The organism is Flavobacterium sp. (assembly GCF_027482425.1).
Taxonomy (GTDB): Bacteria; Bacteroidota; Bacteroidia; order Flavobacteriales; family Flavobacteriaceae; genus Flavobacterium.
Window position 1 is genome coordinate 1 of record NZ_JAIXWA010000036.1, and the last position, 12,637, is coordinate 12,637.

General features: G+C 41.9%; 11 protein-coding genes. 7 read left to right on the forward strand and 4 right to left on the reverse strand.

Annotated features, from left to right (window positions below; translation table 11 throughout):
- Positions 1 to 130: 130 nt before the first annotated feature.
- Complete coding sequence (locus Q0037_RS04355; RefSeq protein ID WP_297515980.1) at positions 131 to 1,390, reverse strand: aminotransferase class I/II-fold pyridoxal phosphate-dependent enzyme; 1,260 nt, start codon at positions 1,388 to 1,390, stop codon at positions 131 to 133.
- Positions 1,391 to 1,940: 550 nt separating this feature from the next.
- On the opposite strand from Q0037_RS04355, the gene Q0037_RS04360 reads away from it, so the two are divergent.
- The 5 genes from Q0037_RS04360 (at position 1,941) to Q0037_RS04380 (ending at position 7,082) form a co-directional block, all read left to right on the forward strand.
- Complete coding sequence (locus Q0037_RS04360) at positions 1,941 to 2,516, forward strand: non-canonical purine NTP diphosphatase (RefSeq protein ID WP_297515982.1); 576 nt, start codon at positions 1,941 to 1,943, stop codon at positions 2,514 to 2,516.
- Positions 2,517 to 2,724: 208 nt separating this feature from the next.
- Positions 2,725 to 4,560, forward strand: a complete 1,836-nt coding sequence (locus Q0037_RS04365) for a DEAD/DEAH box helicase (RefSeq protein WP_297515985.1) — start codon at positions 2,725 to 2,727, stop codon at positions 4,558 to 4,560.
- 248 nt (positions 4,561 to 4,808) lie between these two features.
- Positions 4,809 to 5,579: a carboxypeptidase-like regulatory domain-containing protein gene (locus Q0037_RS04370; protein WP_297515990.1), complete on the forward strand. Its 771-nt coding sequence runs from the start codon at positions 4,809 to 4,811 to the stop codon at positions 5,577 to 5,579.
- A gap of 61 nt (positions 5,580 to 5,640) precedes the next feature.
- Entirely contained in the window at positions 5,641 to 6,372 is a 732-nt protein-coding gene (locus Q0037_RS04375; protein WP_297515993.1) for a hypothetical protein, read from the forward strand.
- A 2-nt stretch (positions 6,373 to 6,374) separates the two neighbouring features.
- Positions 6,375 to 7,082 (forward strand): hypothetical protein, encoded by a 708-nt coding sequence (locus Q0037_RS04380; RefSeq protein ID WP_297515996.1) that lies wholly within the window; start codon positions 6,375 to 6,377, stop codon positions 7,080 to 7,082.
- Here Q0037_RS04380 and Q0037_RS04385 read toward each other — a convergent pair.
- On the reverse strand, positions 7,018 to 7,710 hold the full coding sequence (locus Q0037_RS04385) for an RNA methyltransferase (RefSeq protein ID WP_297515999.1): 693 nt from the start codon (positions 7,708 to 7,710) through the stop codon (positions 7,018 to 7,020). The genes Q0037_RS04380 and Q0037_RS04385 overlap by 65 nt on opposite strands.
- Before the next feature lie 222 nt (positions 7,711 to 7,932).
- Between Q0037_RS04385 and Q0037_RS04390 the strand changes: the two genes are divergently transcribed.
- Together Q0037_RS04390 and purB are read left to right on the forward strand one after the other, a co-directional pair.
- Positions 7,933 to 8,622 (forward strand): NAD-dependent deacylase, encoded by a 690-nt coding sequence (locus Q0037_RS04390; protein WP_297516002.1) that lies wholly within the window; start codon positions 7,933 to 7,935, stop codon positions 8,620 to 8,622.
- Between the two features lie 55 nt (positions 8,623 to 8,677).
- The gene (gene purB / locus Q0037_RS04395) at positions 8,678 to 10,024 is read left to right on the forward strand and encodes an adenylosuccinate lyase (protein WP_297516004.1); all 1,347 of its coding nucleotides are present in this window, start codon (positions 8,678 to 8,680) and stop codon (positions 10,022 to 10,024) included.
- Between the two features lie 155 nt (positions 10,025 to 10,179).
- On the opposite strand, the gene guaB is transcribed toward purB, so the two are convergent.
- Both guaB and Q0037_RS04405 read right to left on the reverse strand, forming a co-directional pair.
- Positions 10,180 to 11,652 carry an IMP dehydrogenase gene (gene guaB, locus Q0037_RS04400; protein ID WP_297516007.1) on the reverse strand — a complete coding sequence of 491 codons (1,473 nt, stop codon included), beginning with the start codon at positions 11,650 to 11,652 and terminating at the stop codon, positions 10,180 to 10,182.
- 107 nt (positions 11,653 to 11,759) lie between these two features.
- Positions 11,760 to 12,623 (reverse strand): hydroxymethylglutaryl-CoA lyase, encoded by an 864-nt coding sequence (locus Q0037_RS04405; RefSeq protein ID WP_297516010.1) that lies wholly within the window; start codon positions 12,621 to 12,623, stop codon positions 11,760 to 11,762.
- Between the last annotated feature and the right edge of the window lie 14 nt (positions 12,624 to 12,637).

The following is a 12,637-nucleotide window of genomic DNA, read 5'->3' on the forward strand; positions in this document are numbered from 1 at the left end:
TGTTTTATTTTGTAAGTATTTTCGTATATTATTAAATGACAAAAAATAACTGGGAAATAAAGTTTAGAACAAAAAAATCCACCCCGAAGGATGGACTTTATGTAAAATAGTAAAATTTAGCTACTGTCGTTTACGATACATCCACAGTAGTGGCTTCAGCAATTTGTTTGTAGGTACCGTTTTCTAATTTTTCGCGAATCGCTTCAAAAGCAGCTAGTGTTTCATCAATATCTTGTTTAGTGTGGGAAGCTGTAGGAATCATGCGCAATAGAATAATCCCTTTTGGAATCACTGGATACACTACAATAGAAAGGAAAATATTATAATTTTCACGCAAATCATTCACCATCACCATCGCCTCAGGAATAGAACCTTCCAAATATACGGGGGTTACACAGGTGTTGGTATCCCCAATATTAAAACCTCGGCTCGTCAATCCATTTTGCAAATAATTTACATTTTCCCATAGCTTATCTTTCAACTCAGGCATAGTTCGCAACATTTCCAAACGTTTCAATGCCCCAACGGTCATAATCATGGGCAACGACTTAGCAAACATTTGCGAACGAAGGTTGTATTTTAAATAATCAATAACGTCTTGATCGGCGGCTACAAAGGCACCAATACTTGCCATCGATTTGGCAAATGTGGAAAAATAGACATCAATTCCGTCTTGACATCCTTGCTCTTCACCTGCACCCGCTCCTGTTTTTCCTAACGTACCAAATCCGTGGGCGTCGTCTACTAACAAACGGAAGTTGTATTTGGACTTTAAGTCAACAATCTCTTTGATTTTTCCTTGTTGTCCACGCATTCCAAAAACACCCTCAGTGATGACGAGAATTCCCCCTCCATTCTCTTCGGCCATTTTGGTAGCACGTTGTAAGTTTTTTTCCAAACTCTCCACGTCATTGTGCTTGTAGGTAAAACGTTTCCCCATGTGCAAACGTACTCCGTCAATGATACAACCGTGCGAATCGACATCATATACAATCACGTCGTTTTTGGTCACCAAAGCATCAATAATCGACACCATTCCTTGGTAGCCAAAATTCAATAAATAGGCTGCTTCTTTTTGTACAAAAGCTGCCAATTCGTTTTGCAATTGCTCATGAAGTGTTGTATGACCACTCATCATTCGTGCTCCCATAGGATAAGCTGCACCGTATAGTTGTGCTGCCTCAGTATCTACTTTGCGTATTTCAGGATGATTGGCTAAACCTAAGTAATCATTAATACTCCAGTTTAGAATTTCTTTTCCTTGAAACTGCATTCGAGGTCCTAATTCACCTTCCAACTTTGGAAAAACATAATACCCCTCTGCTTGAGAAGCCCATCGCCCTAAAGGCCCTTTATTTTGTTGAATTCGTTCAAATAAATCTTTTACCATGATTCAAAACAGGTTATAATCGCTGCAAAAATAACGATAATAGGTTTCTAATCATAGCGCTTTAACACGATTCTATCAACAACGTATCGTTTATAAATCTTGCCAATACGTCACAATAGCTTCCAATAATTACCCTTTATCTAAGGACGAGGTCATTTAGTGGTTCATGATCAATTCACATACGCAAAGTTTGGTGGCTTCCATCACATTGGTCGTTACCGAATATGAATATCAGAAGCATTTATCCCCGATTGTCCTTTTTGCATAGCAGTAGTCGATTCATACCCATCCATAATAGGCATTTGCAAATACATTAAAATTAAATTGTAGGCTTGAAGCTAAAAATAGGTCAGTGCCCCATTTAGGCATATAGATTGCGAACGTTAATTGAGGAAGGAAAGGCAAAACTGAACTAAGACCATTCGGTTTTACCATCCTATCAATTTCTTCAAAATAACATTCGATAGCATAATTTTGGAGATGAAAAGAGTACACTGAGGAAAAAATGGTTGTTATTGGCTGCTTTTGTATAGCTTTGAAACAAAAAAAGATGAAACTCGTTTTTGCTTCCAATAATGCCCATAAAATTGCTGAAATTCAAGCCATGCTTCCCCCTACGATTGAATTGGTAGGTTTACAAGATATTGGATGCACTGAAGATATTCCCGAAACGGCCCTAACCCTAGAGGGCAATGCACAATTGAAAGCCGATTATGTGACGCAACAGTTCGGCCTCCCCTGTTTTGCCGACGATACAGGTTTGGAAGTAGACGCCTTAAATGGAGCGCCCGGAGTTTATTCTGCACGTTATGCTGGTGTTCAAAAAAACGCAGAAGACAATATGCAAAAACTCTTGATGGAATTGGAGGACAAAGTCAATCGAAAAGCCCAATTTAAAACCGTAATTGCTTTAAACATTTACGGAAAATCACATCAATTTACCGGTGTTGTTCAAGGTGAAATTATCAAAGAAAAAAGAGGCATCCAAGGATTTGGTTACGACCCGATTTTTGTCCCTGAAGGCTTTACACTTACCTTTGCCGAGATGAATCAAAATGAAAAAGCACGTCTTAGTCACCGTGGAAAAGCGGTGACGCAGTTAATTGCATTTTTAACGAATAAATAAAGGAAAAAATATATCTTGGGTAGGTAAACCCCATTTTATACTCGCTATCGTCATTTTTCTTCCAAAATAACTGCATTAATCGCAGTATGATATAGTGTAATTTACTGAATTTCAAGCCAACTAATTCCGAATTACTGGCCACTAATCACTTAATAATTAGCTATATCCAATTATTAAGTCTACCTTTGCCCCCGAATTAATACGATCTATGAATAAATTTGAACAATTAGGCCTGAACGCCGCGCTTCTTCAAGCGATTGGCGATATGGGATTTGAAACTCCGTCGGAGGTTCAAGAAAAAGCGATTCCTGTGCTTTTGGAACAGGAAACTGACCTTGTGGCTTTGGCCCAAACCGGAACCGGAAAAACAGCAGCCTTTGGCTTTCCGTTACTACAAAAAATAGATGTCGAGGACCGCAGCACACAAGCCTTGATTTTATCGCCCACCCGCGAACTTTGTCTCCAAATTACGAACGAACTCAAACAGTACTCCAAATACATTAAAGGACTTCATGTCGTGGCCGTATATGGGGGCGCAAGCATTACTGAACAAGCCCGTGAAGTAAAACGTGGCGCTCAAGTGATTGTAGCCACTCCTGGACGTATGCAAGACATGATTAACCGTGGTTTTGTCAACATTAAAAATATCGCTTACTGCATTTTGGATGAGGCTGATGAAATGTTGAATATGGGATTCTACGACGATATCTGCTCTATCCTTTCCGATACCCCCGATGACAAGTCTACCTGGTTGTTTTCAGCCACCATGCCCGCAGAAGTAGCGCGCATTGCGAAAAAGTTTATGGCCGACCCAGTTGAAATTACGGTAGGGGCAAAAAACTCTGGAACTGCGACTGTATCCCATGAATTTTATGTCGTCAATGCCCGCGATCGATACGAAGCGTTGAAACGTTTGGCCGACGCCAATCCCGATATTTTCTCGGTTATCTTTTGTCGTACCAAACGCGATACACAAGCAGTAGCCGAAAAACTTATTGAAGATGGCTACAATGCCGCAGCCTTACACGGCGACCTATCACAAGCGCAGCGGGACTCGGTGATGAAATCGTTCCGAGGACGACAAATTCAGATGTTGGTTGCCACCGATGTGGCGGCTCGTGGGATTGATGTAGACAACGTTACCCACGTGATCAATTATCAATTACCCGATGAAATTGAAACTTACAACCACCGTTCGGGTCGTACGGGACGTGCTGGAAAATTGGGAACTTCCATTGTAATTATTACCAAATCAGAAGTACGTAAAATCCATACTATCGAAAAAATCATCAAACAAAAGTTTGAAGAAAAAACGATTCCAAGTGGGATTGAAATCTGTGAAATCCAATTGTTGCATTTAGCCAATAAAATTCACGATACCGAAATCGACCGTGAAATCGATAATTACCTTCCTGCTATTTACCAGGTTTTTGAAAACCTAAGCAAGGAGGATTTGATTCGCAAAATGGTGTCGGTAGAGTTTAATCGTTTCTTGAATTATTACAAAAAGAAAAAAGACCTTTCCAGCGAACGCAGCAGTGAACGCGCTTCAGGAGGTTCGATCAAAGCAGGCGATGCCGTTCGTTATTTTATCAACATCGGTACACGCGATGATTTTGATTGGATGAAATTGAAAGATTTCTTGCGCGAAGCCTTAGATTTAGGTCGTGATGATGTGTTTAAAGTCGATGTTAAAGAAGGGTTCTCTTTCTTCAATACCGATGGGGAACACGCCGAACGCGTAATGGATATTTTCAGCAATTTCCAATTGGAAGGCCGAAAAATCAACGTTGAAATTTCTAAAAATGACAACGGAGGACGTAAAAGTGGCCGTGGTGATTTCGGTGGAAAACGCGAACGTCGTGATCGTTTTGCGGACCATTCAGAACGCCGCAGTGAACGTCGAAGCGAAGGACGCTTTGAATCCCGTGGTGATCGCCGTGTTGGTGAAGCTCGCCCTTTGGGACGCCGCAGTGATGCCAGTCGCGACCGACAGCCCGCCAACAAAGCCTTTGAAGCTGCCAAACGCCGCCGTAAAAGTTAGATACAAGCCCTCTTCGGAGGGTTTTTTATTTATGGTTAAGCAGCTAAACAATTATTAACGTCTAGACGACATTGTATTCAACTGTCATGTATTTGTAAGGCAAGAGGTTGGATGATTTTATGCACCCTATTTTACCCAAAAAGAAAAGGTTCCAATTTGACGATAAGCTGTTAATTTTCTGATAATCTTTCGATACGAAATTGGAATTCCTGTTAAAATTGCTAATTTTAACACTGAATTTGGTGACCATGCAATACCGCTATTTTTTACTTTTCTTTTGTTTTTTTCTTGGTGTCTCTGCCCAAACCACCCCTACCGATCGCTTGGTGAAAGGAACTATTGTAAATAGCGCCTCTACCCTACCAGTTGCTAATGTGAATATCATCAACATTAATAAAGTTAAAGGAACGCAAACCAATACCAAAGGTGAATTTGAAATCAATGCTTCGGTCAACGATACGCTTCACATCACCATGATTGGATTTCAATCCCTACGGGTTCGTGTCACCAACGACTGGATAAAAACAGGAACAGCCCGATTGGAACTGACCGAAAAAGCGATTGCCCTTGAAGAAGTTGTCATCCGAAAATACAAACTTACTGGGTATCTTGAAGTCGACACAAAATTGATTCCTATTGCCGAAAATTATCGCTACAGCATCTCAGGCTTACCGCAAGCGTATGAGGCTGGAGAATCTTCACCCAATGCATTCACTCGTGTCGTCAACTCGGTTTTCAATCCAGCGGATATGCTGTACAATTTCTTTGGAAAAAAACCAAAAGAACTCCGTAAGCTGCGGGAAATGAAAAAGGATGATACGGTTAAAAACCTATTAGAAACTAAATATGACCGGGAAACTATTGCCATTCTTTTGGGAATAGACAAAAAAGATATTGCCGAAATTCTCAGCCGCTGTAGCTACTCGGAAGCTTTTATCGAAACCGCCAACGACCTTCAAATCATGGAAGCCATTAGCCAATGCTATGAACAGTATAAAGTATTGAGCAAGTCCAAATAATTCCATTTTTGCTTTTTTCTCCGTAAATTACAGTACCTTGGGCTCTTAAAATTTAAGACTTATGCGTAAACTCGCTCTTTTTGCAATCTTCACGATAGCAATCCTCTCCGTTTCTTGTAAATCACGTACTCAAAAAATGCACGAATTTGTCAATGGTTTCAATCAAACAGCCATGATGTCCTACAGCGGAACCTCGGGTACTCAGGCTAAAGTAGAAGGATTGGATGTAATTGAATTGAACTTGGCTTCCCCTCTAGACATTAATGACCCTACCGCCTCACAATCGGCTCAATTAATGATTTCGGCACTACCCGCCATGTTTCAACGCGAAGAATCGATGATGGACCTAATCAACGAAGGCGTAAAATTTAAAGTGCGAGTCATTGACACCAACGGGCGAATAATTACTGATGCCCTAGTAGACAAACCTTTTTTGGACAAAACCAAACAAGGTAGTCCCATTAATGATGGACAATCGCCAGAAGAAACAGCCATCAGCGCTTTAAATGCCAGTTTGCCCCTGAAATATGAAGATGGAAGTCGGTTGATGAAAATTGAACGCACATCGAGCAACGAGCTCACCTATACCTTGGAAATGCCTGCCGACATGCAAGAAATTCTTAAATCTCCAAATGCTGAACCCTTACTGAAAGAATCACTAAAATCAGACCCATCCACACAAAATACATTGCGACGTATGCGGGGCATTGGAATTACGAAAGTAACCTACAAATTAATCACCCCCGAAGGAAAATCGATTCAATCCATGAGTTTTAATGCTTCAGAATTTTAAGCATGGAAAGTAATAACCCTTGGCGTAAAATCCTCACCTTCGGATTGTTGATTTTTGCATTAGTTCGTATCATCCTTTTTTGTAATCGAACCCAACAAGCTCCGGCTATTTCCCCTGTTAATCAATCGGTAAATAATGCCATTCAAATGCAGCAAGAAAACCTGCAACGGATTCGCGAAACCCAATATGCTCAAGCTCCTAACGCCTTGTATACTCCCTATCAGGAATTGCGCGAAACCGAGGATATCGTGTTGTTGCAACGCGGCATCCAACGCTTGGCGAAAGACAGTTTATTTCCCTTTGACATCAACACAAGTCTTCGTTTGAGCAAAGAAACAATGTTCCTTACCCATCCGCCAATGCCCATTCGCTTCGGCTTCAAGTCGACCGACAACACGGTTACCTACGTCATTGAATACGAAGGTGAAGAAAAAGGAAATAGTTGGCTAAAACAACATCGTGATGCCTTTAAACTCCATAAAAAAGAGGCTTCTTCTGAGCGTACCGACCAATTGTTTTACCAATTTCAGCAGGAGGGTACATCGTTTAATGGATATGGTGTATCTACTACGGATCAGGGAGTAACTACACTGATGATTGTTGAGAGTCCAAAGCTTACGTCAGCCCAACTTCAGACACATTTCCTTACATTTGCTCTAACGAATTTTGTGAAGGTTCAAAAGAAGGAGACTGCGCATAGCGTTCCATAATCCGTGCAACATCTTTAATGGAGTTTTGGGTCCATTGCATCCGATAATGCAACCGTTCTTCAGGAGTTAATTGCCAATGTATGTTCGATTGCCGCAACCGCGATGTAAGGTCTTGAATGACAATAGCAGCGGAAACGGATATATTTAAACTTTCGGTAAATCCTACCATTGGAATTTTCAAAAATCCATCGGCTTGTGCCAGAATTTCGGGGGATAATCCCTCCTTTTCCGTACCAAAAAACAAGGCTGATCGTTGGGTTATATCAAACTCATGCAACAAGCACGAATCGTTGTGGGGTGTCGTGGCAATTATTTGATACCCTTGTGAACGCAACTTTTCTAAACAGGAAGTAATGGAATTATACCGCTGCACATCCACCCATTTTTGGGCTCCCATGGCAATTTCCCGATCGATTCGCTTCCCGAATTTTTGCTCGATGACATGCAACTGTTGCACACCAAACACCTCACAACTGCGCATTACAGCACTGGTATTATGCAACTGATATACGTCCTCCATCGCAACAGTAATGTGGTTGGTGCGTGAAGCCAATATCTTTTGAAACTTTTCTTTGCGTTCATCGGTTAAAAAACCCTCGAGATAGGTTAACAAATTCAAATCGACCATGCGTATTTTTTTGCTAAAATACAATAAGGAAATTGAATTAAAATGAAGCAATCTTCGCAAAGCGGAAACATTGTAATGAAATAGATTTTTGATTGTACTTGCTTCTTTACAATTAACTTCCTACTTTGCGTTAACCCGTCAATGAAGCTAACGCTAAATAGCAGCTTACAACCTACCGATAGAAAGACTTATAATTTATAACTCATAATTCATAACTTACAGTTGAAAACGCTTACCATTTTGACAGGTGCCGGTATCTCAGCAGAAAGCGGTATAGCAACGTTTCGCGATGCCAACGGACTTTGGGAAGGTCATGATGTCATGAAAGTGGCCACTCCTGAAGGATTTAGACACAATCCCGAGTTGGTACTAGAATTTTACAACCAACGACGGCGGCAATTGCATACTGTACAACCCAATGAAGGACATACAACATTGGCAGTGATGGAACAAGAATTTCGCACACACATCGTTACGCAAAACGTGGATGATTTGCACGAAAGAGCAGGCAGTTCAAGTGTTTTACACTTGCACGGTGAACTTTTGAAAGTGCGATCCACCAAAAATCCCAATTACATTATTGAATGGCCTGGTGATTTACATTGGGGCGATTGTGACCCGAAGGGAGCCCAACTGCGTCCACATATCGTGTGGTTTGGCGAAGAGGTTCCCGCACTTGAACAAGCGGTACAATTAGTGCATGAAGCAGATGCGTTAGCTGTGATAGGAACTTCATTGCAAGTCTATCCTGCGGCGGGACTCATCCACTACGCACGTCCTGGGGTACCTTTATTTTACATTGACCCCAAACCCGCCACTTTATTTGACATTGCCAATCCATTGAAAATCATACCCGAATCGGCTACCGTGGGCGTTCCGATGCTTTGGGAAAAGTTAAAAAAAGTACTGTAATAGCTTGGCGTTTCCGAAATCAAATCCGTAATTTTGCGCCTTAACAACACTACCTATGTCACTTACTACACTGAACGCCATATCGCCCATTGACGGACGTTATCGTAAAGTTACCCAACCGCTTGCCGCGTATTTTTCGGAAGAAGCCTTAATCAAATACCGTGTTCTCGTTGAAATCGAATATTTTATTGCGTTGTGCGAAGCGGGTATCCCTCAATTGAAAGACGTCAATCCATCGGTATTTCCAAGTCTACGCGAATTGTATAACGAATTCACCACAGAAGACGCCTTGTGGATTAAGGAAACCGAAAAAACAACCAACCATGATGTCAAAGCGGTTGAATATTTTATCAAACATAAATTTGATGCCTTAGGTTTAGAACCCTTCAAAGAATTCATTCACTTTGGACTGACCTCGCAAGACATCAATAATACCGCGATTCCATTATCGACGAAAGACGCTTTTGAAAAAGTGTATTTGCCTTCTTTAATTGCGGTAATTGCCAAACTCAAACAGTTGTCGATGGAATGGCACGATGTACCAATGTTGGCGCGTACCCATGGGCAACCCGCTTCTCCTACCCGTTTAGGGAAAGAGATTTTGGTGTTTGTGGAGCGTTTAGAAGAACAAATGCGATTGCTGTTTAATGTTCCTTTTGCCGCTAAATTTGGGGGAGCTACTGGAAATTATAATGCGCATCGAGTTGCCTATCCGAACACAGATTGGAAAAATTTTGGAACCAATTTCGTTGAGGGTGTTTTAGGTTTACACCATTCTTTTCCCACCACACAAATCGAGCATTACGACCATTTTGCCGCGTTTTTTGATGCGTTAAAACGTATCAATACAATATTGATTGATCTGGATCGCGATATATGGACCTATGTCTCGATGGATTATTTTAAGCAAAAAATCAAAGCGGGGGAAATCGGTTCTTCAGCCATGCCACATAAAGTAAATCCGATTGACTTTGAAAATTCTGAAGGTAACTTGGGTATTGCGAATGCGTTATTTGAACATTTAGCGGCCAAATTACCGATTTCCAGATTACAACGCGACTTGACCGACAGTACCGTTTTGCGTAACGTAGGGGTTCCTCTTGGCCATACGCTTATCGCCTTTGAGGCTACGTTAAAAGGATTGAACAAGTTATTATTAAACGAAGCCAAATTGGCCGAAGATTTAGAAAAAAACTGGGCCGTAGTAGCAGAAGCCATTCAAACAATTTTGCGTCGGGAAGGGTACCCGAATCCGTATGAAGCCTTAAAAGATTTAACCCGAACCAACAGTGCCATTAACCAAGAATCGATTCAGGCGTTTATACAAACCTTGCACGTAAATGACACCGTAAAAGCGGAATTAATGGCAATTACCCCAAGTAATTACTTGGGAATAGGATAGTTATTTTGAATTACAAATTTTGAATTATATAGAAACGGCTTACTGAGGTGGGCCGTTTTTTTATAGTCAATAACGAACAAAGTCTAAAAAAGGCTATCCTCAAACAAGATATTAAGGCGCGACAATACAGTGACGCGCCATGGTACATCGCTGTATTATCTCGAATAATTCGGTGCCTCTTTGGTAATGGTCACGTTATGTGGGTGACTTTCGCCTATACCACTTGCGGTAATACGAACAAATCGGCCGGTTTCTTGTAGGGTTGGGATGTCTTTAGCGCCACAATAACCCATTCCGGCACGTAATCCGCCAATGAATTGCTGCATACTTTCATTTAATTCTCCCTTGTAGGGAACGCGACCCACAATGCCTTCGGGAACTAGTTTTTTTACATCGTCTTCAACATCTTGGAAATAGCGGTCTTTCGAACCTTCTTGCATGGCTTCTACCGAACCCATACCGCGGTAGGATTTGAATTTACGGCCCTCAAAAATAATGGTTTCTCCAGGAGATTCTTTCGTTCCAGCCAATAACGAACCAAGCATTACACAATCGGCTCCAGCAGCAATCGCTTTGGGAATATCTCCAGTGTATCGCACTCCACCGTCGGCAATCACGGGAACACCCGTGCCTCGTAAGGCCGCAGCCACTTCCAATACGGCGGAAAACTGTGGAAATCCAACGCCCGCTACTACGCGAGTGGTACAAATGGAACCCGGTCCGATGCCCACTTTTACCGCATCGGCGCCATTTTCAACCAAAAATAAGGCAGCCTCTGGCGTAGCAATGTTTCCAACCACAACATCTAATTGTGGAAATTTACTTTTAACTTCTTTTAAAATGCGGATAACCCCTTTAGAATGACCGTGGGCGGTATCAATCACAATAGCATCCACGCCTGCATTAACCAAAGCGGTTGCTCGATCCAGGGCATCGCCTGTTACGCCAATCGCTGCGGCTACTCGTAAACGACCTAAGGCATCTTTATTGGCATTGGGTTTCTGAATCAATTTGGTAATATCACGAAAAGTAATCAAGCCAATCAATCTATTTTGGGCATCGACTACCGGTAATTTTTCAATTTTATTTTCTTGTAAAATGCTTTCCGCCTCCATTAAGGTGGTTCCCTGTGCCGCCGTCACTAAGTTTTCCGACGTCATCACCTCCAAAATAGATCGGCTATTCACTTTTTCAAAACGCAAATCACGATTGGTCACAATTCCTTTCAACAACCCTTTTTCATCCACCACGGGAATCCCACCAATACCGTACTCTTTCATTGCCATTTTGGCATCACCAACCGTAGCAGAAAGTGGCAAAGTCACCGGATCAATAATCATCCCACTTTCGGCGCGTTTCACTTTACGCACTTTAGTAGCTTGTTGTTCGATGGTCATGTTTTTATGCAAAACACCAATTCCACCTTCCTGTGCCATCGCTATAGCCATCGCACTCTCGGTCACAGTATCCATAGCCGCCGAAACCACGGGAACATTAAGCGTAATATTGCGGGTAAATTTGGATTGAATATTGACTTCGCGGGGGAGCACTTCAGAGTATCCAGGGATGAGCAGAACATCGTCGTAAGTTAATCCCTCACCAACGATTTTGGTAGTGTGTGCCTTCATATTGCAATTTAGTAGTTGTTAAATTGCATGCAAATGTAGGGTTTTTATTTGAGGAAAATGTTTAAAATTTGTTATTTGTTTCAGGTTAGGCTTGAAACTTGAAACTTCTAATGATACTCCCCAAACACACGTGAAGCCACATTATAGGCACTTTCAAAACTCATCGGACTCAATCCGGTGTGGGCTTTGACGGAGGTGAAATAGGAAAGCATTTTCTCGGTAGGCATATTACCCGTAAGATCGTCTTTGGCCATGGGACATCCGCCAAAACCTTGAATGGCGCCATCAAAACGACGGCATCCCGCTTTGTAAGCAGCATCTACTTTTTCAAACCATTTATCAGGTGTGGTATGCAAATGCGCTCCAAACTCTACATTAGGGTATTTTGGAATGAGATTACCAAACAAATACGCAATTACTTCGGGAGTCGAACTCCCAATGGTATCCGACAAAGACAAAATCGTCACGCCCATTTGCGCCAAGCGTTCGGTCCACTCCCCTACGATCTCGACATTCCATGGGTCACCATACGGATTGCCGAAGCCCATCGATAAATAAGCTACTACTTCTTTATGGGAGCCTTGCGCAATTTCCAGTATTTCTTGCAACGTGACTAAACTCTCCGCAATCGTTTTGTGGGTATTGCGCATTTGAAAATTCTCCGAAATCGAAAAGGGAAAGCCAAGGTACTGAATTTCTTTGTGGGCCGCAGCATTCATGGCGCCTTGTGTATTGGCGATAATAGCGAGTAATTTACTTCGCGTCTGACTTAAATCTAATCGGGCCAAAACGTCAGCCGTATCTTGCATTTGCGGAATGGCTTTTGGGGATACAAAACTTCCAAAATCTAAGGTATCAAACCCTACACGAAGTAGCGCTTGAAGATAATTGACTTTGACCTCGGTGGGAATAAACGTTTTAATGCCTTGCATCGCATCCCGTGGACATTCGATAAGTTTCACTGTTTCCATCCGAGGCCAAATAT